The sequence below is a fragment of the Streptomyces sp. NPDC088350 genome (assembly GCF_044753545.1).
GTDB lineage: Bacteria > Actinomycetota > Actinomycetes > Streptomycetales > Streptomycetaceae > Streptomyces.
The window spans coordinates 1-22,278 of the sequence record NZ_JBIVNL010000027.1; the positions used below are offsets into that span (position 1 = coordinate 1).

17 protein-coding genes are annotated in these 22,278 nt (G+C 69.9%); 7 read left to right on the top strand and 10 right to left on the bottom strand.

From position 1 onward, the window contains the following. Window positions 1-4,067, top strand: a 4,067-nt coding sequence (locus tag ACIQBL_RS47835; protein WP_401955286.1) for an amino acid adenylation domain-containing protein, incomplete at its 5' end; no start/stop codon positions are given. A gap of 334 nt (window positions 4,068-4,401) precedes the next feature. Here the strand turns inward: ACIQBL_RS47835 and ACIQBL_RS47840 are convergent. The 3 genes from ACIQBL_RS47840 to ACIQBL_RS47850 form a co-directional block, all read right to left on the bottom strand. Beyond that, window positions 4,402-4,743, bottom strand: a complete 342-nt coding sequence (locus ACIQBL_RS47840; protein ID WP_401955288.1) for a hypothetical protein — start codon at window positions 4,741-4,743, stop codon at window positions 4,402-4,404. Window positions 4,744-4,825: 82 nt separating this feature from the next. Continuing rightward, window positions 4,826-5,734, bottom strand: a complete 909-nt coding sequence (locus tag ACIQBL_RS47845; protein WP_401955290.1) for a transcriptional regulator — start codon at window positions 5,732-5,734, stop codon at window positions 4,826-4,828. Window positions 5,735-6,283: 549 nt separating this feature from the next. Further along, window positions 6,284-7,783, bottom strand: a complete 1,500-nt coding sequence (locus ACIQBL_RS47850) for a tryptophan 7-halogenase (protein ID WP_401955292.1) — start codon at window positions 7,781-7,783, stop codon at window positions 6,284-6,286. Between the two features lie 194 nt (window positions 7,784-7,977). Between ACIQBL_RS47850 and ACIQBL_RS47855 the strand changes: the two genes are divergently transcribed. After that, window positions 7,978-8,913 (top strand): TauD/TfdA family dioxygenase, encoded by a 936-nt coding sequence (locus ACIQBL_RS47855; protein WP_401955294.1) that lies wholly within the window; start codon window positions 7,978-7,980, stop codon window positions 8,911-8,913. 106 nt (window positions 8,914-9,019) lie between these two features. On the opposite strand, the gene ACIQBL_RS47860 is transcribed toward ACIQBL_RS47855, so the two are convergent. Next, window positions 9,020-11,347, bottom strand: a complete 2,328-nt coding sequence (locus ACIQBL_RS47860) for an FtsX-like permease family protein (protein WP_401955296.1) — start codon at window positions 11,345-11,347, stop codon at window positions 9,020-9,022. Next, the gene (locus ACIQBL_RS47865; protein ID WP_401955298.1) at window positions 11,344-12,066 is read right to left on the bottom strand and encodes an ABC transporter ATP-binding protein; all 723 of its coding nucleotides are present in this window, start codon (window positions 12,064-12,066) and stop codon (window positions 11,344-11,346) included. Before ACIQBL_RS47865 ends, ACIQBL_RS47860 begins: the two co-directional genes overlap by 4 nt. Before the next feature lie 163 nt (window positions 12,067-12,229). On the opposite strand from ACIQBL_RS47865, the gene ACIQBL_RS47870 reads away from it, so the two are divergent. The 4 genes from ACIQBL_RS47870 (at window position 12,230) to ACIQBL_RS47885 (ending at window position 16,815) form a co-directional block, all read left to right on the top strand. Further along, the gene (locus ACIQBL_RS47870; RefSeq protein WP_401955300.1) at window positions 12,230-13,384 is read left to right on the top strand and encodes a sensor histidine kinase; all 1,155 of its coding nucleotides are present in this window, start codon (window positions 12,230-12,232) and stop codon (window positions 13,382-13,384) included. Next, the gene (locus tag ACIQBL_RS47875; protein WP_401955302.1) at window positions 13,381-14,088 is read left to right on the top strand and encodes a response regulator; all 708 of its coding nucleotides are present in this window, start codon (window positions 13,381-13,383) and stop codon (window positions 14,086-14,088) included. Before ACIQBL_RS47870 ends, ACIQBL_RS47875 begins: the two co-directional genes overlap by 4 nt. 162 nt (window positions 14,089-14,250) lie before the next feature. Next, window positions 14,251-16,632 carry an aminotransferase class I/II-fold pyridoxal phosphate-dependent enzyme gene (locus tag ACIQBL_RS47880; protein WP_401955304.1) on the top strand — a complete coding sequence of 794 codons (2,382 nt, stop codon included), beginning with the start codon at window positions 14,251-14,253 and terminating at the stop codon, window positions 16,630-16,632. A 9-nt stretch (window positions 16,633-16,641) separates the two neighbouring features. Next, window positions 16,642-16,815 (top strand): hypothetical protein, encoded by a 174-nt coding sequence (locus ACIQBL_RS47885; RefSeq protein WP_401955306.1) that lies wholly within the window; start codon window positions 16,642-16,644, stop codon window positions 16,813-16,815. Window positions 16,816-16,978: 163 nt separating this feature from the next. On the opposite strand, the gene cysD is transcribed toward ACIQBL_RS47885, so the two are convergent. The 5 genes from cysD to ACIQBL_RS47910 all read right to left on the bottom strand — a co-directional run bounded on the left by cysD (window position 16,979) and on the right by ACIQBL_RS47910 (window position 21,725). Then, a complete protein-coding gene (gene cysD / locus ACIQBL_RS47890) occupies window positions 16,979-17,914 on the bottom strand; it encodes a sulfate adenylyltransferase subunit CysD (RefSeq protein ID WP_401955308.1) in 936 nt (311 codons plus the stop codon). 153 nt (window positions 17,915-18,067) lie between these two features. Further along, window positions 18,068-19,411: a (3,5-dihydroxyphenyl)acetyl-CoA 1,2-dioxygenase DpgC gene (gene dpgC, locus ACIQBL_RS47895; protein ID WP_401955310.1), complete on the bottom strand. Its 1,344-nt coding sequence runs from the start codon at window positions 19,409-19,411 to the stop codon at window positions 18,068-18,070. Continuing rightward, window positions 19,408-20,064 carry an enoyl-CoA-hydratase DpgB gene (dpgB, locus tag ACIQBL_RS47900; RefSeq protein WP_401955312.1) on the bottom strand — a complete coding sequence of 219 codons (657 nt, stop codon included), beginning with the start codon at window positions 20,062-20,064 and terminating at the stop codon, window positions 19,408-19,410. The genes dpgC and dpgB overlap by 4 nt, the downstream gene beginning before the upstream one ends. A 53-nt stretch (window positions 20,065-20,117) precedes the next feature. Continuing rightward, window positions 20,118-21,260, bottom strand: coding sequence for a 3,5-dihydroxyphenylacetyl-CoA synthase DpgA (gene dpgA, locus ACIQBL_RS47905; RefSeq protein ID WP_401955314.1), 1,143 nt, complete (start codon window positions 21,258-21,260; stop codon window positions 20,118-20,120). Between the two features lie 342 nt (window positions 21,261-21,602). Next, window positions 21,603-21,725, bottom strand: a complete 123-nt coding sequence (locus ACIQBL_RS47910; protein WP_401955316.1) for a hypothetical protein — start codon at window positions 21,723-21,725, stop codon at window positions 21,603-21,605. Between the two features lie 68 nt (window positions 21,726-21,793). Between ACIQBL_RS47910 and ACIQBL_RS47915 the strand changes: the two genes are divergently transcribed. Next, window positions 21,794-21,982, top strand: coding sequence for a hypothetical protein (locus tag ACIQBL_RS47915; protein ID WP_401955318.1), 189 nt, complete (start codon window positions 21,794-21,796; stop codon window positions 21,980-21,982). The last annotated feature ends 296 nt before the right edge of the window (window positions 21,983-22,278 follow it).

Consider the following 22,278-nt stretch of genomic DNA (forward strand, 5'->3'; position numbering starts at 1 on the left):
TCGACCTTGGCGGGCACTCGCTCCTCGCGACCCGTCTGATCAGCCGGATCCGTACCGCGCTGGGCGCCGAGATCAGCGTCCGGACCATCTTCGAGTCACCGACCCCCGCCGGACTCGCCACCACCTTGGCCCACACCGGCACGGCCCGGTTGCCGCTCGTGGTGCGGCAACGGCCGGAGCGGGTGCCGCTGTCGTTCGCCCAGCAGCGACTCTGGTTCATCGCCCAGTTGGAAGGACCGTCCGCGACCTACAACAACTCGGTGGTGCTCCGCCTCGACGGAGAGCTCGATGCCGCGGCGCTCCAGCTGGCGCTCGGCGATGTGATCACCCGGCACGAGGTGCTGCGTACCGTGTTCCCGGCCACCGATCTCGAGCCGTTCCAGGAGGTACTCGCCATGGCCGAACTCGGCCGGTGGCTGGAGACCTGCCAGGCCACCGAGGACGAGGTGGCCGCCGCGGTGACCGAGGTGATCGAGCAACCCTTCGACCTGGCGGCGGAGATCCCGCTGCGGGCGCGGCTGCTGGCGGTCGGTCCGGAGGAGCACGTGCTGGTGGTGGTCCTGCACCACATCGCCACCGACGGCTGGTCGACCGGGATTCTCACCCGCGACCTGTCGGCGGCGTACGCGGCGCGGCTGCGCGGGACGGCGCCGGAGTGGGATCCGCTGCCGGTGCAGTACGCGGACTACGCGCTGTGGCAACGGGAGTTGCTGGGCGAGGAGGACGACCCGGACAGCCTGCTCGCCGCCCAGGTTCAGTACTGGCGGAGGGCGCTCGACGGTGCTCCGCCGGAGCTGGCGCTGCCTGCCGACCGGCCGCGCCCGGCGGTGAGCGGCAACCAGGGACACACCGTCCCCGTCGAGCTCCCGGCCCCGGTACACGCCCGGCTGGTCGCGCTGGCGCGGGCGCAGGGCGTGACCCTGTTCATGGTGGTGCAGGCGGCGCTCGCGGTGCTGCTGGCGAAGCTCGGGGCCGGCGAGGACATCCCGGTCGGCGCGCCCGTGGCCGGGCGGATGGACTCGGCGCTGGACGACCTTGTCGGGTTCTTCATCAACACGCTGGTGCTGCGCACCGACCTGTCCGGCGACCCGGAGTTCACCACCCTGCTGGGCCGGGTGCGGGACTGTTGGCTCGATGCGCTGGAGCATCAGGACGTGCCGTTCGAGCGGCTGGTGGAGGCGCTCGCTCCGGACCGGTCGATGGGACGGCACCCGCTGTTCCAGGTGGTCCTCACCCTGCAGAACAACGCCCAGGCGACGCTCGATCTGCCCGGCCTGCGGCCCAGCACCGTCCGGATCGGGGAGCGGGCCGCGCGGTTCGACCTCAGCGTCTTCATGGCGGAGCTGGCCGGTCCCGATGGCGGCAAGCACGGGCTCCGCGGTTCGATCACGGCATCGGCCGATCTGTTCGACGAGGCCACCGCGACCGCGATCGCCCGGCGTTTCGTCCAGGTCCTGGAAGCCGTCGCGGCCGCTCCCCGGGCCAGGATCCACGAGCTCGGAATCCTGGACGCCGGCGAACGGGCGCAGCTGGTCTCGCGAGGGAACGACACCGAGGTGCGCGCGGAGCCGGTGCTGCCGCACGAGCAGTTCCTGGCGCAGACCGAGCGGTGTCCGGACACGGTGGCCGTGGTGTGCGGGGACGAGTCGGTCACGTACGCGGAGCTCGGGGTGCGGGCCGGGCGGGTCGCCGGGTTCCTGCGGTCGGCGGGAGTCGGCCCGGACAGCGTGGTGGCCGTGTGTCTGCCGCGGGGCGTGGATCTGGTGGCCACCCTGCTCGGTGTCTGGCTGGCCGGTGGCGCGTTCCTTCCGGTGGATATGGGCGTACCGGTGGAGCGGATGGCGTATCTGCTGTCCGACAGCCGTGCGGTGCTGGTCGTGGGCAGTTCGGAGGTGCTCGACGAGTTGCCGGCGGGCCGGATCCGGGCGGTGGACGTGGCCGACGCGCTGCGCGGGCCGACTGGCTCCGCCGAATCCGGCGGGCGTCTTCCAGGCCGGCTCGCTTACGTGATCTACACCTCCGGGTCCACCGGCGCCCCGAAGGGGGTTGCGGTCACCCAGGGCGGACTGGCCGCCTATTTGGGCTGGGCCCGGCGGTATGGCGGCGCCATGCCGCTGCACTCGCCGATCGGGTTCGACCTGACGATGACCAGCTGGCTGGTGCCGCTGATGTCGGGGGAGCCGGTGGTGGCGAGCCCGGAGGGCGGTGCCGAGGGGCTGGCCGCTCTGGTGCGGCGGCGGGGTGGGTTCGGCTCGGTCAAGCTGGTGCCCGCTCATCTGCCGTTGCTGGCGGAGATGCTGTCGCCGGAGGAGTTGGCGTCGGCCGCCGGGTGCCTCGTGGTCGGTGGCGAGGCGCTGGACGGGCGGACGGTGCGGGACTGGCTGGACCGTGCGCCGGGCGCGGTGATCGTCAATGAGTACGGCCCGACCGAGGCGGTCGTCGGATGCAGCACGTTCGACGTGCGGGCCGGTGACGATGTTGCGGCCACGGTGCCGATCGGTACGCCCGCTCCGGGGGCCGGGCTCTATGTGCTGGACCAGTGGCTCAACCCGGTTCCGCCCGGCGTGGTCGGTGAGCTGTACATCGCGGGGGCACAACTGGCGCGCGGGTACCTGCGCCGGACCGCGCTGACCGCGGAGCGGTTCGTGGCGTGTCCGTTCGGTCGCGCCGGCGACCGCATGTACCGGACCGGGGACCTGGCGAAGTGGACCCCGCAGGGGCAGCTGGCGTTCGAGGGCAGGGCCGACGACCAGGTGAAGATCCGCGGGTACCGGATCGAACCGGGCGAGGTAGAAGCGGTGATGACGGCATGCCCGCAGGTCGCCCAGGTCGCCGTGATCGTGCGCGAGGACCGCCCCGACGACCGGCGGCTGACCGCATACGTCGTCCCCGCCGACACCGACGCGGATGCCGACGTGACCGCGACGGCGGCTCGCGCGTACGCCGCTCGGCTGCCCGAGTACATGGTTCCTGCCGGGATCGTCGTGCTCGATGCCCTGCCGCTCACCCCCAACGGCAAGCTCGACCGCAACGCCCTGCCTGCTCCCCGCTACGGCACCGGAGCCGAGACCGGCCGCGCCGACTACGGGGCGGCCTCGGCGATCGAAGAGGCCATGTGCGAGGCGTTCGCGGAGGTGCTCGGGGTCGAGCGCGTCCGGCCGGACGACAGTTTCTTCGAGCTGGGCGGGCACTCGCTGCTGGCGGTCAGGCTCGTATCGCGGCTGCGGGAACGCGGGGTAGAGGTGTCGACCCGGAGTCTGTTCGCGTCGCCGAGCGTCTCCGGGCTGCTGGAGCAGATGCAGCTCTCGTCGGTGAAGGACGGACTCGGGGTACTGCTGCCGATCCGGGCCAAGGGCAGCAAGCCCCCGTTCTTCTGCATCCATCCGGGAGGAGGCCTGAGCTGGTGCTACATGCCGCTGGCCAGGGCGGTCCCGGAGGACCGCCCGTTGTATGGGCTGCAGGCCCCCGGCCTGGACAACCAGGGTGAGTTCCCCGGCTCGATATCGGAGATGGCCGCGATCTATCTCGACCAGATCCGCGCCGTGCAGCCGACGGGTCCCTATCACCTGCTCGGCTGGTCCTTCGGCGGCGTTCCCGCGCACGAGATCGCGACGCAGTTGCGCGCGGCCGGCGAGGAGGTGGCCGCCCTCGTCTTCCTGGACTCCTATCCGTCGAGCGACCCCGGTGACGAGCCTGTTGCCGGGCCGGACGACGAGGACGCCGTGGCCGAGCTCGCCGCGCGGATGCGCCAGGAGGCGGGCGGAGTGCTCGGGGCCATGTCGGACGAGGAATGTCTGCACCTGGCCCGGATCTACCGCAAGGCGGCGGCGATCAGGCGCTCTCACCGTCCCGGCGTCTTCGACGGCGACGCGCTGCTCATCGTCGCCGCCGAGAACAACGCCGGGAACAACACTGACAACGCGCCGGCGACCGACCGGTGGCGCCCTTTCATCTCCGGCGGGATAACCGACACGTCGGTCCCCTGCGCCCACCACGACATGGTGCGTCCGGACATGCTCGACGCGGCCTGGTCCGCGATATCGGACTGGCTCGGAACGGAGGACTGACGCGAAGAGGCGCGCTGTCAGGGGCTTCCCGGAGAGGCGAATGAGCCCGCGGTCGCCGCCGGGGTGCAGGCCTTCGGCGGCCATCTCCTGCAAGTGCGACGGCCGTTCGTGGCAATGGCGGTCAACGGCCGTGTCGTTCCCGGGTGACAGCGGCCGGTCTGGCGAGTCGGCTCGCGGTGACGGCGGACATGCGAACGCGATCCCTGTTTCCTGGTCGACCGTCATGGTCAACCAAGATCATTCAGGGATCGCGTTCCCGCTCCGCGAGCTCACCGGCTCATTCCAGGATCCAGGCTGGACTGCGAGGCAGGTCCTTGCCCACCTGACTGTCCGGTTACTTGTTCGCCAGCTCGCTCTTCTCCTCCAGGGCGAGTCGTCCGGTGCCGCTGAGCGTTGCCAGGTCGATTTCGGCGATGCACCGCACCTGGTCGCCATTGAGGACAAGGTGACCTTCGAGGTGAACGGTGCCGGTGCTGTTGTCGAAGTCGGCCCGGCTCAGGTCGGTGGCTTCGCGGTCGAGCGGAAAGCCGAGTTCTGTTCCGCCGCGGGTCTCAGTGAATTTGACCAGGACGTATCCCATCTCACCTGTGCGCTTGCGCAGCTCCTCGACGGTCGGCTCCGCCCCGCCGATGACGATCAGCTGGCTGGCGGTGAGGCGCTCGGTCAGGTCGTTCATGAGTGATCTCCTGTGAATGGTTGGGATGAATCGACGGCCCGCGCCATGAGATGCGTGAGCGTGATCACGGCACAGGGCGGGGTCACAGCCGCGGGTCGGTGATTCTGGCCCGCTCCTCCAGTTCGCACGCGAAGTCCCGCCAGGCCTGCGCGTTGTGCTGGGCGAGGCGCATCACGGCGACGACGCAGTGCGCGGGAACGACTCTGGCGACCGCCTTGAGCCGTCCGGCGTTGGCCGCGTTGAGGTGCAGCAGCTGAAGAAGCGCCTTGCCGCGGTCGGTCCCGCGCATTGCGGGGTCGCGCATTAGCTTCTGTGCCAGGTTCGCGTCGGCGAGTGCCGTCTCCGTGACGCCGGTACCGGGCGCGGAGGCCGAGGCGGCGGTGACGGCGATGGCGCGCGTCGGCACCTGACTGGCCGGCTCCGGTGTCGCCGACGCTCTGCGGACGGAGCGCTCTCGGACCGGCGAATCACCCCTGGCGAGCCGGTTGCGCACATCCAGCACGGTCGCCGCCGAAATGCCCGCGACACGTGCGATGTCGCGCAACGACGCCTTCGGCCTGTCGGCCAACAGTTCGGCGGCCCGCCTGCGTCCCTCGCCGCTGTCCAACGGGCGTACCTTGCCGTCCCGGCCGACGCGCGAGCCGGCCTGGGCCGCATCGTCGCCCGAACGCCTGCGGATAGATGCGACCGTCCGCGCCCCGAGACCGGCGGCCTGGCCGATAGCCCGGTCGGACATGTGCGGATGGGAGGCGATGATGCGCTCGGCCGCGGCCTGTCTGTCGGTCTGGGACAGCGGCAACCCGTGCGTGACGTTCTCCTGCACCGCACGCAGGAAGACGTCCGCTTCGCTACCATCGAAGAAAACCACGTCGATGGTTTCCTGACCCCGAATGGAGGCAGCCATCAATCGATGCATACCGTCGATCACTCGCATGGTGCGACGGTCGACGAGGATGGGTGGTAACGCCGTTTCCGTTTCCGTCAGACGCATGATATGAGTTTTGTCTTCGCCATCCAGCCGAGGGGATTCTCCCGGGCATATGGATATGACGGGTACGGCTACCACGTCGCTCGAAGCGACCGCATTGTCCCTGTGTGTCAGATGGTCAAATGGCCGGTCCCGTTGTGATTGTGGGGAACGTGCTGGTCTTGGCCCCATTGACTCAGTCCTCTGAGATCGGTCTGGCTACGGACCTGTGAACTGTCCAATTCTCTGTGAATGGCTGATTCCTGCCAAGTCTCGAACGCTGCTTGCGTTGATGGAATTCTTGATGGGGTAAGGTCCCCTGGCATATGCGTTGGATTCGTTGGCGAGTGGTCCTGTATTTCGTTGCCCGTCCTACGGATCAGTCGATGACAGGCAATGCGATGGTCCTCCCGCGGGAATCACCGCTCTGTTCTTTTGCGAACCCTCCCTATCCGGCGGCCTTGGGTCAAGCCCCGCACGACTGACCGGGCGAGGGGCGGTGTGCCGCCCCTCGCCCGGTCGTGTGCCCGCGCTTTTGTTCAACTGCGGCACTGCGTCGCTTGAACGCGCGCTCTAGTGCGTCCCTCCGCCGTTCGGCACCGACCAGAGGAGCCCGTCGGCCGACGGTACGAGCCCGCCCTCGAACAGCGGCCGTTCCGTCTCGGAGTCCGGACCCAGCAACGCCCTTGCCTGCACCTGGGCGCCCTCGTGCATGGCCCGCTTCACCACCGAGGACTTCAGTATCGGGATCATGCTCTGGTCCTCGTCGGCGATGAGCTCGTCCACGGCTTCGGCGAACTCCCTGGCCCGGCTCTCGTAGTCCCCGGCCGTCGAACCGGTGACGGCGAGCGACTCTCCGGAGACTCCGCCGATGAGCTCCACGAACGACTCGAGTTCGGTGCGGGGGTTCTTGGTGACCTGCTTGGCCGACGAGTAGTACGCATCCGGGGTGACGTTCAGGTCGTAGAACGCCTTGAGGAACTCGTGGTAGACGCCGTACTCCCGGCGATACCGCATCTCGAACTCCGAGAACGCCTCGTGCTCGCCGACCACCCCGGCCAGCACGCTGTTGATCGACCGCGACGCGAGCAGCGCGCTGTAGGTGGCCAGGTGCACTCCGGAGGAGAACACCGGGTCGATGAAGCAGGCCGCGTCACCGACCAGCAGCAGCCCTGGCCGCCAGAATTTCTCGTTGATGTAAGAGTAGTCCTTGCGGACCCGGAGTTCCCCGTACTGGCCGTCCGTCACCCGCTTCGCATCGCGCAGATAGTCGCTGATCATGGGGCACTCGGCGATCAGCGAGCGCATCGCCTCCTCGCGGTCCCCCTGGATCCTGGAGGCCTTGTCGTGCGGGACCACGGCGCCCACGCTGGTGAGCCGGTCCGACAGCGGGATGTACCAGAACCAGCCGTTGTCGAAGGCCACCGAGAGCACGTTGCCGGAGTTCGGCGGAGGGAGTCGCCTGCCACCCTCGAAGTACCCGAACAGTGCCACGTTGCGGAAGAACTCCGAGTACCTGCGTTTCCCGCCGACGCTCGGGTAGATCCGGCTCTTGTTGCCCGACGCGTCGACCACGAACTTCGCCCGGATCTCGCGGGCCGCCCCGGTCTCGTCCACATAGGAGACCCCACGCACCCGCTCGTCGTCGTCGAGGACCGCGGTGACGCTGCACTGCTCGCGGACGTCGACGCCCACCTGCTTGGCGCGGTCGAGCAGGATCTGGTCGAACCTGCTGCGTTCCACTTGGTACGCGAACGACGTCTCCCCGGCCAGCAGGGGGGACACGGAGAAGGAGAATGTCCACGGCTCGGGACTGGCACCCCACCGCTGCGTTCCACCACGCTTGACGGGGAACCCGGCCTTCGCCAGTTCGTCGGAGACTCCGGTCAGCCGGCACACGCCATGAACCGTGGCGGGAAGCAGTGACTCCCCGATCTGCCAGCGGGGGAACGTCTCCTTCTCCAGGAGCACCACCCGCGAGCCCTGCATCGCGACCAGCGACGCGACCGTCGATCCCCCCGGGCCCCCGCCCACCACCAACAGATCAAACTCCTCGGCAGCATTGTCGCTCATTACGCTTCCTTCCGCGTTATGGCATCACCGCTGTGGCGCGATCATGCTGTGCCGTATTCAGGGCTCAGGCTAAGAGGTCGGATCGCTATTATCAATGTCGCTTACCGCTGTCTGCGGCGGATTGGAAAGCGCCCTGCCCTGGACTACCCTGACCCGGTGGAAGATTTCCTGCGATGCCGAATAGGAGAGTGCAGATGAGCGGAGAAACGGCCTGGGCGCCGCATGAGATCACACCTGTCGACGTGGGGGTCGACGCGAGCTCGCAGGGCCTGTACGCGTACCTGCGCGAGCTGCCCAGCCTCAGCGAGTTGCTGATCGGAAACAAGGCAGTTGTTTTCCGCGGTTTCGGGGTCGCACCGGAGACGCTCGACCCGTTGCTGGAAACTATTCTGGAAAACCGGCTGCCGTATGTTCACGGTAATTCACCGAGATCCAAGGTCGGCGACAACATCTACACGTCGACCGAATACCCGGCCGCGCTGACCATCTCGATGCACAATGAGTTGTCATATGCGGCGCAGTGGCCGGCGAGGTTGCTCTTCTACTGCGAGCAGGCGCCCGAATCCGGCGGTGCGACACCGGTCGTGGACGGTGCCCGCTGGCTGAGCTCCATCGACCCTGAGGTCCGGCAGGCCTTTGCCGAGGGCGTGCGCTATACCCAGAATCTGCACGACGGCGTCGGCCTGGGCAAGAGCTGGCAGGACACCTTCGAGACCGACGACCGGGCCGATGTCGAGGCGTACCTCTCCGGAGCGGACGCGACGTGGCAGTGGACCGGCGACGGTCTCAGGATCAGCCAGACGCGGCCCGCCACCACCTGTCATCCGGTCACCGGCGAGGAAGTGTGGTTCAGCCAGTTCGACCAGTGGCATCCCGCGATGCTCGGTGATGCCGCGGCGGCGGCGCTGGCGCGGATCATGAGCCCCGAGGAGCTGCCGCAGTCCACGGCCTTCGCGAGCGGCGAGCCGATTCCGGGCGAGTACGCGACCCATGTGCGCGACCAGGGTCTCGCCTCCGCCGTCGACGTGGACTGGCGCACCGGCGACCTGCTGCTGATCGACAACGTGCTGGTCGGCCACGGACGCCGGCCGTACACCGGCGCCCGCCGGGTGCTGGTGGCCATGTCCTGAGCCACTCCCACCCTCCTTCCTTCCTTTTTCTTCTTCGGTTCACGTCCACAGGTCAAGGCCGGGGGACGGGCGCCCGGGGGCCATCTCGCGCCCGTCCCCCGGCCGTCTATTCGGCGCGGAGGGCGGTTGCCGTTCCGGCCTTCGCCGCCCAGCCGGCCGGGCCGAGCGCGCCGACGATCGCGATGACCAACCCGGCGAGTCCCATCAGGACCAGCTCCCACGCGGAGTACACCGTCAGCAGTGACTGCGGGTACCCGGAGTTCGCGGCGTGCGCCATCACCGGCACCACGGCATGGTGCAGGAAGACCCCTGCGGGGACTCCGACGATTCCGGCGACCAGACCGACGCTCGCGACCGAGCACACCACCATGAGGAGGGTCTGGCGTGGCGTCATACCGATCGCCTTGTACACACCGATGTCGTGAGCTCGCTCGCGGATCTGCAGTGCCACGGTGTTCAGCACGCCGAGTCCGGCGACCACGGTGATCAGGATCGTGAGCATCGCGATCAAGGTGAGTACGGCGAGGAACTGCGTGGTCGAAGCCTGGGACGAGGTGGCCCGATAGGAGTGACCGAGCGCCGCGGACACCTTGTTGGTGTATGCCTGCACGCTGGTGCCGGGCTGGAGGGCCACGTCGAAGTACTGCGGCTGCGCGCCCGAGTCGATGCGGGAGAGCGTGGCCGGGCTCAGGTACAGGGCGGGCTGACTGCCGGTCTTGAACACCTCGCCCACGATCTGGACCTTCAGCTGGTGCCGGCCGGAGATCAGTGTGTACGTCGACCCGACCGAGGTGCCGGTGTCGGTGAGGAACAGGGTGTTCACGGCCACCTCCGCCGCGCCGGAGGAGGTGGAGTACCAGCGGCCGGAGATCAGCGGGATCCCGCTCAAGGACGGGGTGTCGCCGTAAGCGACGGCGGACGCCTTCTGCGCCGCTCCGGACACGCTGAACTGGGCGTCGGTCTCGGTCATGTAGTACCGCGTTCCGGTCTGTGCTTTCAGCACCGACTCGACCGCACGCTGCTGCGTGCCGCTCAGGGAGGGGGCCTCGCCGCCTGCGCCGCGCGACACCTGCACCGGCATACGCGAGTAGGGCGAGTCGTCGCCGACCCGGTTCAGTGTCGCCCCCAGCCCGATGCCGAACGTCACAGCCGCGGCGCCGAACACGATGACCACCCAGGTCGTCAGCGTCCGGGCAGGCCGGGCGGCAGGCGCGGCCAGGCCGAGCGTGACCGACCGGGGGAGTGACCGAAGCCGCGCCGCGGCCCGGTGCGCGAAGAAGCCGTGGACCGACCGGGGGGCACGGCCGGTGGTGATCGCCTGGATGGCGCTCATACGACCCGCCCGCAGGGCGGGAAGAACCCCGCCGACCGCGGTCAGCGCGACCGCCGCCAGCGGAACCAGGACGTCGACCCACAGGGGGACGCTCAGCGTCCCCACCTGATAGACGTGCGCGTTCACCTGGAGCAGGGGAATCGCCAGCAGGTTCCCGACCACGACTCCGACGGCGCAGCCGAGCAGCGCGGGAACCAGCACCAGCAGCACGTACGAGACGACGACCTGCACCGGGCTGAAACCGATCGCCTTGAGTACCCCGATCCGGGTGGTTCCGGCGATCACCGCACCGGCCACCACGTTCACCACGATCAGCACCGAGATCACCAGCGCGATCACGCCGAACGCGATGATGAACGGCACCCACGGCTGGATCCCGCCTTGTTCCGCCTGCCGAACGTCCAGATAGGACGCGCTGCCGAGCACCGCGCCGCTCGGCAGCGCCGACCGCACCGAGGCGATGTCGGCGGCGACCTCGGACTTGGAACCGGCGTGGGTGAACCGGTAGAGCATCTGGGCCTGCCCGGTTCCTCCCGCGCTCCGGAGCGAGGCGATCTGGGACGGCGTCACCCAGCCCGCGGCGGTGTGCGTGATCGAGTTCGCGGTACCGACCACGGTCAGCTTCTGCGAGCCGATGGTGAGAGTCGACCCGGTGAACACCCCGTTGCCCCGGTCGACCACGATCTGCCCGGCGCCGTCCGGCCAGTGGCCGTCGAGCAGCGTGAGGTCGTCCACCGGGCCGTCCGGTGTGGACCGGCCGACGATCCGCAGCGGTGACGTCGACGAGCCGGGTACTCCGGGAACCTTGACCCGCGCGTTCACCTGGACCTCGCCGAGCGGGCCGGACGCGGCCTTCACGCCGGAGAGCCGGGACGTCGCGGCCAGTTGGGAGGTGTCGGCGACCGAGGTGTTCACGGTGACGGTGACGTGGGCCCCGTTCTGTTTGGCGAACGCGCCGTCGAACGCGCCGTGGGCGTTGGCGAGCAGACCCAGCGCGACCGTCGAGGTCGCGGTGGCCGACAGCATGACCACGCCGATGATCAGCGCCTGCAGACGGCGTCCGCGCAGACCGCTGAGGGCGGCCCGGAGGACCGCGGTCATCGCTGGACCCCCATGCCCGGTGCGCTCGCGGGGCCTGTCGGGTCGGCCGAGTCCGACCTGATCCGGCCGTCGGCGACAGAGATCACCCGGCTCGCGTACCGGGCAGCCAGCTCCGGGTTGTGGGTGACCAGGATCAAGGTCTGCCCGGTCGAGTTCAGATCCAGCAGCAGTGCGCCGATCTCCTCGCCGGCCCTGGTGTCCACCGCACCGGTCGGCTCGTCGGCGAGCAGCAGCGCGGGCCGGTTGATCAGGGCCCGGGCGATGGCCACCCGCTGCCGCTCACCGCCGGACAGCCGCGCGGGGTAGGCGTCGCGGCGGTGGGTCAGCCGGAGTCGGTCCAGCAGCTCGTCTGCCCGCTGCCGCGCGGTGTCCGACCGTCCCCCGGCGAGCTGAGCGGGAAGCAGGATGTTGTCCATGACGGTCATGTCGTCGAGCAGGTTGAAGAACTGGAAGATCATGCCGACCCGGCGCCGCCGGTACTTGGCGGCGGCGGTCTCGTTCATCTTGTCCACGCGCTCCCCGCCGACCTCCACCGTGCCGGTCGTCGGCCGGTCCATCGCCGCCACCAGGTTGAGCAGCGTCGACTTGCCGCTCCCGGACGGACCCATGATCGCGACCGCCTCGCCCTGCGCGATCTCCAGGTTCACTCCCGTGACCGCCGGCGTTGCGGCCCCGTTGTACTGCTTCGATACGTTCTGCAGGTGAACGAGTGTCTCCATGCCCGGCACGCTAGGTCGCCGGGGTCGCCTCGCGCGTCGCTCGCGATGGCGAGATTGCCTACCGTAATTGGTTGACGATGGACCGCTGTCATCCCCCGGATGTAAGCGAGCTACCCCTGCTGGATGATGTTCGGCGGGAGGGGAAGCGGCAACAATGGTTCCCATGGCGGGACTTGTGAAGGCGCTGGCCGCGTTCTTTCGTCGGGCCGAGCCGCGTATCGCCCCGTCCGGCTTGGGGATGGCGCTGGACGGAGTGATCGCGGCGGGTGCGGCCGTCGCCGCGGCGACGGAAGCAGCGCGGACGACCAGCCATGGGCCGGTTCTGGGCCTGGTGGCGATCACCGCGCTGCCGCTCGCGCTGCGGCGGGTGTTCCCCATCGCCGCCTGGCTGGGGATCATCGCCGCCATCATGGTCGTACAGCAGACGACGGTGCCGCCGATGACCCTCGGGGCGGCGGTGTTCGCCGCCTACAGCGCCATCGCCTACAGCAAGTACCGGAATCTGGCCATGGCGAGCGTCGTGGTCGTCACGCTGGCGGCCACCGTGTACTTCCCGCTGCCCAGGTTCCCGGGCCGGCTCACCGCGGTGCTGGCCATCGCGCCCACGGTGATCGCCGGGCTCGGCATCCGCGAACTGCGGCGCCGGCTCAACGACTCCGCCGCGCGGCTACGGCGCGCCGCGAACGAGCAGGAGGCCGCCACCCTGCAGGCGATCGAGGCCGAGCGGGCCCGGATCTCGGCCGAGTTGCACGACGTGGTGACGCACAGCGTCAGCGTGATGGTGATCCAGACCGGCGCGGCACGCAAGATGCTGAACACCTCCCCGGGTGAGGCCGAGGAGGCGCTGCTGGCCGCGGAGGCCAGCGGCCGGGTCGCCATGGCCGAACTGCGGAACCTGCTCGGGCTGCTCAGCCCGGGGCAGTGGGACGGTGAGAGCGCAGCTCTGCATCCGCAGCCGGGCCTGCATGAGCTGCCTGCCCTGATCGCGCGGGTTTCCGCCGCGGGGCTCCCGGTCAGGCTGGATGTCAGCGGCACCCCGCGGTCGCTGCCACCGGGCGCGGACCTCGCCGCCTATCGGGTCGTTCAGGAAGCCCTGACGAACGTTCTGCGACATACTGCGAACGCGGCCACCGCCGTGACGATCCACTGGGGAGACGAACTCGTGATCACGGTCAGCGACAACGGCCCGGGCACGAGTGGCAACTGGGGCCGGGGGCTCCTCGGGCTGCGGGAGCGGCTGGCGCTGTACGGCGGAGAGTTCGATGCGGGGCCCCGCGCGGAAGGCGGCTTCCGGGTGCGGGCGGTCCTGCCGGCATGAAGGTCGTCATCGCCGATGATCAGGCGTTGGTCCGTGGTGGGTTGCGGCTGATCCTGCGGGAGGCGGGAATCGACGTCGTGGCGGAGGCGGCTGACGGAGCGGAGGCGGTCGTGGCCGTGGCCGAGCACCGGCCGGACGTGGTGCTGATGGACATCCGCATGCCCGAAGTGGACGGGATCGAGGCCACTCGCCGCATCGTGGCGGACGGCGCGGGCGGGCCCGACGGAGTGCGGATCATCATCCTGACGACGTTCGACCTGGACAAGTACGTCTACGAGGCCCTGGCCGCCGGGGCCAGTGGGTTCCTGCTCAAGGACGTCTCCCCCGAGCAGCTGGTCGCTTCGGTCCGGCTCGTCCGCGCCGGCGACGCGCTGCTGGCGCCGTCGATCACCCGCCGCCTGGTCCATCGCTACGCGGCGCGTCCCGGTACGGTCCCGACCGCCGCGACTGGCGCCCCGGCGGGAGGACGGGACCTGTCCGTTCTCACGCCGCGGGAGCTTGAGGTGCTCGGGCTCGTCGCGCGCGGCCTGAGCAACACCGAGATCGCCGCCTCGTTGACGCTCAGTGAGGCGACGGTGAAGACGCATGTGGCACGACTCCTGACCAAGCTCGATCTGCGCACCCGGGTCCAAGCGGTCGTCCTCGCTTACGATACCGGGATCGTGCAACCGGACGCCGGGGCGTCGGGCCCTTCCGCACCTTAGGTACCGCTGGATTCCGCAGCGATCGTCACCGCGCCTGTTCCCGGGTTCGACCCTTCGGGACCGCATGGAAGGGCACGCGGGAAGGGCCGGTACCTCGCCGGTCTGACATCAGGGTGCCCGGTGACCATCGGCGAGGAGATCTTCGGCCCAGCGGGAGGACACATGCGGGATCAGATCGCGGCGGATGAGCGTTCCCTCCTCTCGCTCGACGACTACGCGAGGGCCGCCAGGGAACGTCTCGACCCGGACCTGTGGGACCACATCGAGAGCGGCGCGGGGGAGGAGCGGACCCTGGCCGACAACCGGGCCTGCTTCGACCGGGTGCGGTTGCGGCCCTCGGTCCTGACCGACGTCGTCGAGGCCGAGCTGCGCACCAAGGTGCTCGGCCGGTCGTGGGGCGCCCCGATCGTGATCGCCCCGGCGGGCTGCCAGACGATGCTCCACCCGGACGGCGAGCTGGCCACCGTGCGTGCCGCCGCCCGGTTCCAGGTGCCGACCGTGGTGAGCACTTCCACCGGCCGCGGGTTCACCGAGCTGGCCGAGGCGACCGCTGCGCCGCTGTGGCTGCGGCTCGACCTGTTCCGGGACCGGCAGGCCTCCCGGCGGCTGGTCGCCGACGCGGAGGACGCAGGCTTCGAGGCGCTGGTGCTCGCCGTCGACTCACCCCGGTTCGGCCGCCGGCCGCGCGACCTGCGCGACGGCGTCCGGTTACCGCCCGGCGACCGCGCCCGGGACTCGATCGACCCCGGGCTCGGCTGGAAGGTGGTCGAGGAACTGCGGGGCATCTCCCGGCTGCCGATTCTGCTGAAGGGGATCCTCTGCGACGAGGACGCCGCCCGCGCCACTGGGGAAGGCGTGGACGGAATCATCGTGTCCAGCTACGGCGATCGTCGGTTCGACGGTGCGCCCGCTCCGCTGGACGTACTGCCGGAGGTCGTGGCGGCCGTCGGCGACCGTTGCCCGGTGCTGCTCGACGGGGGAGTGCGCAGGGGGCGCGACGTGCTGGCCGCGCTCGCCCTCGGCGCCGACGCCGTGCTGCTCGGCCGGCCCGTCCTGCACGGTCTCGCGGTCGCCGGCGGCGAGGGCGTCGCGGACGTGCTCGACCTGCTGACCGGCGAACTGGCCGACGTGCTGGCCTTCACCGGCACCGCCTCGGTCACCGACGCCCACCCGGCGCTGGTCCGGTTCGTGCCCGGGGCCGAACGGTCGGAACCCGTCGCGCGGCCAGCGACCCTGCGGCCGGGTCCGGCGGCGGACCTGCACGCCGCCGACCTGTTCCCGGGCGTCGACGACCCGGTCATGGACACGATGAACTTCCTCAACGAGATCACCCTGCGCTACCCCGATGCCATCTCGTTCGCGCCCGGCCGTCCGCAGGACCGCTTCCTCGACACCGAGCAGATCTTCGACTACCTCCGCCGCTACCTTGAGCACCTGGCCGGGCAGGGCCGTACCCCCGAACAGATCCGTGACGCGGTCTTCCAGTACGGACCGACCGCCGGGCAGATCCGCCCGCTCATCGCCGACGCGCTGGCCAAGGACGAGGGGATCCTGGTCGCGCCGGAGTCGATCGTGGTCACGGTCGGCGCGCAGGAGGCCATGTTCCTGGTGCTGCGCGGGCTCTTCTCCCGGCCCGAGGACGTCCTGCTCGTCTCCAGCCCGTGCTACGTCGGCATCATCGGCGCGGCCCGGCTGCTCGACGTGGAGGTGCGGGCCGTGGAGGAACGGGAGACCGGTCTGTCCCCGAGAGACGTCGAGGCGGCGGTCCTGGCCGAGTTGCGGCGCGGCAGGCGGCCCCGTGCGATCTACGTGATCCCGGACCACTCCAACCCGTCGGGCGTCACGATGTCCGAGCAGGCCAGGACCGAACTGCTCGACGTCGCCACCCGCCATGACCTGCTGATCCTGGAGGACAGCCCGTACCGCCTGGTCAGCCCTGGCCGGCAGCTCCCGACGCTGAAGTCCCTGGACCGCCGCCGCCGGGTCGTCGAGCTCGGCTCGTTCTCCAAGACCATCTTCCCCGGGGCCCGGGTCGGCTACGTGGTCGCCGACCAGGTGGTGGCCGGCGCCGACGGCGGCACCGAGCTGCTGGCCGACCGGCTCTGCAAGATCAAGAGCATGATCACGGTGAACACCTCGGCACTTGGCCAGGCCGCCGTCGCCGGCGCGCTACTGACCGCCGACGGCCGGCTCGCCGACCTGAACGCGCGGACCTCCGACTACTACGGCCACACGATGCGCACGACGCTGGACCGGCTCGGGCGGAGCTTCGGCCCCGAGCTGCGGGACCGGCTGGGCGTGCGGTGGAACACCCCGAGCGGCGGATTCTTCCTGCGGCTTGAGGTCCCCTTCCGCGCCGACAACGCGGCGCTGGTCCGCTCGGCCGAGGAATTCGGCGTCATCTGGACGCCGATGTCGTACTTCTATCCGACGGGAGGCGGTGAGCGGGCGATCCGGCTCTCGGTCAGCTGTCTCACCGACCACGAGATCGAGGAGGGAACGGCACGGCTCGCACGATTCGTCGCGTCGACCGCGGCCCGTTGACGCGGAAAGGTGAACGGCGAGCGACCGCTGACCATCGACATGGCGGGCCCGCAACTCCGCTACCTGTCCTGGCACACGAAAACGGTCACCGGCTACGGCACACTCGCGCAGCAGACCACAACCCCACCACCGCGACGGGTAGCAGGTCATCCGGCCGGCGACGTCCCCCACGGGCGGCGTTGACGGTGCGGACGCTTCACACCCGCTGGGCCCCACGTTCGCGGCCGGCGCCCGCGGTTCTCTCGCCTTGCCGTGGAGATCTACGACCCATCAGCCGGTCGGCGCAGCGTGGTGGCCGAGAGCTCTTCCTTCGGTCGTGGTCGCGCGGTCGTGGTCGCGCTGATGGTCAGAAGTACCCCTCGCGTTTGCGGTCTTCCATCGCGGCCTCGGACAGTTTGTCGTCGGCCCGGGTGGCACCCCGCTCGGTCAGCCGGGATGCGGCGATCTCCGCGATCACCTTCTCGATGGTGTCCGCGTCGGAGTCCACCGCGCCCGTGCAGGACATGTCGCCGACGGTGCGGTAGCGCACCCGTCGCTTCTGGACGGTCTCGCCGGGCCTGGGACCACCCCACTCGCCGGCCGTCAGCCACATCCCGCCGCGCCGGAACACCTCGCGGTGATGGGCGTAGTAGATCTCCGGCAGGTCGATGTTCTCGCGGTCGATGTACTGCCACACATCCAGCTCGGTCCAGTTGCTCAAAGGGAAGATGCGAACGTGCTCGCCGGGTGCGTGGCGGCCGTTGTAGAGGTTCCACAGCTCGGGCCGCTGGCGGCGCGGGTCCCACTGCGAGAACTCGTCACGGAGGCTGAACACCCGCTCCTTCGCGCGGGCCTTCTCCTCGTCCCGCCGCCCGCCGCCGAAGACCGCCTCGAACCGCTCGGTCCTGATCTTCTCGGTCAGGGGCAGCGTCTGCAGCGGGTTCCGGGTCCCGTCCGGGCGTTCCTTCAGCGCACCCCGGTCGATGTAGTCCTGGACACACGCCACCTGGAGCCGCAGCCCATATGCCGCCACCACGCGATCCCGGTACTTGAGGACCTCGGGAAAGTTGTGTCCTGTATCCACGTGCAGCAGTGGGAAGGGGATCGTGGCGGGCGCGAAGGCCTTCAGCGCCAGATGCAGCATGACGATGGAGTCCTTGCCGCCGGAGAACAGCAGTACCGGCCGCTCGAACTCGCCCGCCGCCTCACGGAAGATGTGCACCGACTCCGACTCCAGCGCGTCCACATGCGACAGAACGTGCGGATCTATGACTTTCCCGCTGCTCGAAGCGAGGGTGGTCATGGAGCTGCTCCCTTCTCCTGCGCACAGCCCTTCCCCCGGATCAGCCGCTGTCGGCACGCTGCAGCCCGCGTGACGCGGCTTTCCGGCGGGCCTGCAGTACGGTGCCGAGGCCGTCGCAGCGTGCGTAGTGGACCCGCGGCAGCTTGCCCTCGGTCACGACGGCGCGTTCTCGCGCAGGGAGAAGCGGCCGACCTTCGCGAGCACGTCCTCGTCGTACATCCGCAGGGCCTGCTGCAAGGCGAACTCGGCCATGTAGAGACGGAAGCCGTCCATCGGCTCCTCGGCCAGGTTCAGCATGCGGCGGTTCGCGACGACCGCCGCGCCGCGGAAGCGTCGCAGGCTCCGTTCGACCGCCTCGTCCAGCTCTTCGGGCTGCACGATCTCGTCGGCCAGCAGCCGTGCCTCCGGCTCGCACGCCCCGATCCGTCGGCCGTCCAGCACCAGACCGCGCGAGAACCGGGCACCACCGCTGCGCCCGAGCCGGAGGTTCGCCGCGCCGGGGACGATCCCCTCCTGTGCCGCAGGCAGGCTGAAGTAGGCGTCGGACGCGGCCAGTACGTGGTCGAAGACGAGCAGCAACTGCGCGCCGCCGCCGATGGCGAAGCCGTCGACCGCCGCGACCCACGGCTTCTCCAGCGTCCGGGACTGCCATTGCGCCTGTTCGCCTTCGAGCAGTACACCGCGGATCAGCTTGTGGATGTAGCCGAGTTCACGGCGCAACAGGAAACCGACGAGAGGGATGCCGCCGGCATGGAGAGCCTTGAGGTTGATGCCCGCGCTGAACACCCGCCGGCCGGCATACCGCGAGTGGCTCATGACGCCGCCGCGGACCAGGCCGACCTGGGTCGCCGGGTCGAGCAGTGCCAGGTCCACCGCGGTCTCCATGGCCTCGACCTGCTGCGCGTCCTCGGCGTTGAGCCGGTCGACGCCGGTCATGGTCACCCGCGAAGCCCCGGCGTGCCGCTCGATCCGGACCGAGCCGAGGTCCAGCCGGCCGGTCTCGGCGAACTCCGGCAGCAGTTCCACGGCCCGGTCCGTGGGTCGCAGCATGGCCTCCACCAGGTGCGGACCACAGGCCGGTGAGCGCAGGACCCGGTGGAAGAAGATGCCCTGGTCGATCTCGTGGCCTTCCTTCGCCGCCTGCGGGCGGGCACGTTCGGCGGCCAGCTGCCCGGACGTCGGGACCAGGCCGGGGAAGCGGTCCGCGGCCGCGGCGGCCAGCTCGTCCAGGCGCAGGAAGTGGCCCCGGGTATCCGTCAACTCGTCGTAGACCGCGTCCACATGGGTGTCGAGGAACGCGCACCGCAGGGCCCGGACCCGGTCCTTGACCTCGGCCGCCGTCTGCCGTTCGGCCGGGGAGCGCCGGTCCGGGTCCGGGAGCGCGGCGAGCGCGGCCTCGGTCTGCTGGGCGGCGTGCGCGACAGCGGTCCGCGCCTGCGGGAGCGCGTCTCGGACGTAGCGCGGGTTCGGGATGAGCCCGGTCACGGCCGCGGTCATCGCGCCGCTCCAGCCGAAAGCCGGCGCAACTCCCGGTCGCAGGCGGCCAGATGTACGCCCAGGGCCTCCTCGAAGGGGACGGTGGCGGCGTCGGCGATGAGCTGCCGTCGCACCGCGACCTCGGTTCTGGCCAGAGGCGGAACCGCCAGCGCTGCGGCCAGCGCGGCGTCCGCGTCCTCGGTCACCTCGTCGACCAGATGCAGAGCGAGAGCATCCGGCGCGCCGATCGGCTCGCCGAACAACGCCGCCCGGCGCACCGGCGCGGCGTTCGCGCCCTGCCGTATCAGACGGAAGAGCGTCATGCCGGGCCAGGTCGCGCCGTCGTGCATCGGGACATGCACGCTGGTTCCGGAAGTGGCGATCCGTACGTCCGCCGCCAGCAGAACGTCCAGTGCCACACCGCCGCAGGCACCGTCCGCGATGGCGATGGTGGTGGCGGCCAGCCGTTCCAGACGTCGTACGGCCCGCTCCCAGCGGTTGACGATCGACACGGTCAGACCGTCGGTCCAGGCCCGCGCGGGTCTTCCGGTCACGCGGACCACCAGCTGTCCGGTGCCGTCCGGTGCCTCGGCCCGGTCGCAGGCCTGTTCCAGCCTCATCGTCAGTTCGGCACCGATCTGCTCGGTCCCGTTGATCCCCAGAAGGGTCTGCATGCCTGCCGTCCCCTTTGTCGAAGCGTCGCTTGTCTTCATCGGCTCGTCCCGGTTCACCACTGGACCAGCGCGGTTTCGATCGTTGAGCCGGGACCCATGGTCATCAGCACGCCGAAATCGCCCGGGACGGCGGCCTGTTCGCGTGTCAGGCGCTCGTAGGAGAAGAGGAAGGAGCTGCTGGACACGTTTCCGTGGTCGCGCAGCACACCGGTGGTGTGCCGGACGTCGTGCCGGGACAGGCCGAGGTTCAGGCGCACCGCGTCGATGACCTTCTTGCCGCCGGAGTGCACGAGCCAGTGGGCGACGTCACCACGGCGCAGCCCGGCGCCGTCGAGCAGACGGTCCACCACGCGCTCGGCATGGGCCCCGACGACGTAGGGAATCTCCGGGTCGAGGAAGAAACTGAACCGGCCGAGAACCTCGTCCCAGTCGTAGCGCATGGCGTCGATCGCGTCGGGGATGAGGAGGCTGGCGAAGTGCAGGATGCGAGGGCCCGCCGGGGCGGGGCGCACTTCCTCGGGCGGTGCGACCAGGGCGACCGCTGCCGCGCCGTCGCCGAACAGGCTGTTCACGACCGCGGTGCGCATGCTCTCGTCGAAGGCGTATGCGGCCGAGCAGGCTTCCACGCACACCATGACGGCGGTACGGCCGGGATGTGAGGCCGCCCAGGCGGCCGTGGAGTTCAGGGCGTTGAGACCGGCGTTGCAGCCCATGCCGACCACGTCCACCCGGTGGCATGCGGGGTCGATGCCGAGGTCACGGATCAGCAGGGCGCTCAGGCCAGGGGTGAGGAATCCCGTCGTCGTGACGACACACAGGTAGCCGAGGTCCGCCAGACTCTGGCGGGCGTCCTTCAGGCACGCCTGCAGGGCGCGCGAACCCATGTCGAGGGCGAGCCGCTTGTGCTTGGCCAGCAGCTGTCCTTGCGGTTCGGGGGCGCGGACGCCGTTCTCGTCTGGCGGAGGAAGAGTCAGATGGCGACGCTCGATGGCGCTGTTGAGGAAGACCGAGCGGATTCGGGGATCCTCGATGGCGAAGATGTCCAGAAGCTCCCGCTGGGTGTACGAGCGTCCCGTCACCGCAGTGCCGACACCTGCGATGCGGGCGACGGCGCGCCGTGCTTCGACAGGGGCCCGCCGGTCTGATTGGGGAAACGGGACGAAAGGGCGCGGGGCTCCGGTCAGGTTGACTGTCATCGGTAGGTCCACCCCCACATACGTGGCTTGCTGCAGATGACAGGTACGAAAGCGTTCATTGCAACACTCCTTTCCTTTGCTCGGACATCTCGGTTTTGATGAAGTGGCGAGCCGGGCGACGCCTTCGGTGATCTCGTCCTCGCTCAGATGACTGACCGAAAGCGGGATTTGGCCGGCCGGTGGAAGCCGTCGTGCGGGTCACGGTCCCGGCGCGCCGGACGCGGGGCGTCCGCGGTCAGGACCAGGGCCTCGTACCCGGCGCGTCAGTGGGCGGTTCCGGAAGCAGTACAGCTGGAATCACAGGGGACCACCGGCAGCCTCGACGACTGTCTTGAGCGGTTGTCAGGCGAACGCGCTGACGACGACCCGAAGGCCCTCGGGCCCGGCGGCACGGACGGTCGGGCGACCTCGCCGTCCGGGGTGCGCGAGGGTCTGCTGCGCGAGCAGCGCGATCCCGACAGGCACAGCCCTGGTGCTGCCGAGGACCTCGGTGGCCGTCGCGGACAGTCCAGCGCCGAAAAGGACGCGGGGCCGTGGCCGGCCGTGGCGAAGGCGTCCAGGTCGGCCGCGACGCCGCGTTCGTCGTCGCCACCGCGCATGAGGAGGTCCCGGATCTCGGCGCTCAGCCGTCGGAGGGCGGCAGCCGAGATGTTGATCAGGGGCAGCGCGTCGGAGGTGAGGCGGGCTTCGTCGGCGACGGTCATCGGTGGCCTTACGGGTGAGGGATCGGCAGCGGACCGCGCGGGAGTAATCCGCTCAGGGGCATGGTGATGTCCAGAGAGGGCGGGGCTCCGTCGAGCCAGGGAGTGGAAAGAGATCGACGGGACCAGGTCCGCCGGGTGGCGCCAAGAGGTGTACGCGGGCGCCGGGCGGCCCGTCGTGGTGGGCAGCTCCCGGTGGCTGTTCGTCGCGCAGGCAATGCTAGACCGCGGCTGCCGGTGCGGCGAGGAACACCAGGGCGAGGGTCGAAACACGGAGGCCGCAGCGCAGCGAACTCGACGAACGCAGCACGGTGACC

Excerpts from the sequence above, each read along its gene's own strand:
- ACIQBL_RS47855 (WP_401955294.1), top strand. The coding sequence starts at position 7,978 with ATGAGCGGAGAAACGGCCTGGGCGCCGCATGAGATCACACCTGTCGAC.
- ACIQBL_RS47840 (WP_401955288.1), bottom strand. The coding sequence starts at position 4,743 with ATGAACGACCTGACCGAGCGCCTCACCGCCAGCCAGCTGATCGTCATC.
- dpgB (WP_401955312.1), bottom strand. The coding sequence starts at position 20,064 with ATGCAGACCCTTCTGGGGATCAACGGGACCGAGCAGATCGGTGCCGAA.
- ACIQBL_RS47865 (WP_401955298.1), bottom strand. The coding sequence starts at position 12,066 with ATGGAGACACTCGTTCACCTGCAGAACGTATCGAAGCAGTACAACGGG.
- ACIQBL_RS47875 (WP_401955302.1), top strand. The coding sequence starts at position 13,381 with ATGAAGGTCGTCATCGCCGATGATCAGGCGTTGGTCCGTGGTGGGTTG.
- ACIQBL_RS47845 (WP_401955290.1), bottom strand. The coding sequence starts at position 5,734 with ATGCGTCTGACGGAAACGGAAACGGCGTTACCACCCATCCTCGTCGAC.
- ACIQBL_RS47880 (WP_401955304.1), top strand. The coding sequence starts at position 14,251 with ATGCGGGATCAGATCGCGGCGGATGAGCGTTCCCTCCTCTCGCTCGAC.
- dpgA (WP_401955314.1), bottom strand. The coding sequence starts at position 21,260 with ATGACAGTCAACCTGACCGGAGCCCCGCGCCCTTTCGTCCCGTTTCCC.
- cysD (WP_401955308.1), bottom strand. The coding sequence starts at position 17,914 with ATGACCACCCTCGCTTCGAGCAGCGGGAAAGTCATAGATCCGCACGTT.
- dpgC (WP_401955310.1), bottom strand. The coding sequence starts at position 19,411 with ATGACCGCGGCCGTGACCGGGCTCATCCCGAACCCGCGCTACGTCCGA.
- ACIQBL_RS47850 (WP_401955292.1), bottom strand. The coding sequence starts at position 7,783 with ATGAGCGACAATGCTGCCGAGGAGTTTGATCTGTTGGTGGTGGGCGGG.
- ACIQBL_RS47870 (WP_401955300.1), top strand. The coding sequence starts at position 12,230 with ATGGCGGGACTTGTGAAGGCGCTGGCCGCGTTCTTTCGTCGGGCCGAG.
- ACIQBL_RS47860 (WP_401955296.1), bottom strand. The coding sequence starts at position 11,347 with ATGACCGCGGTCCTCCGGGCCGCCCTCAGCGGTCTGCGCGGACGCCGT.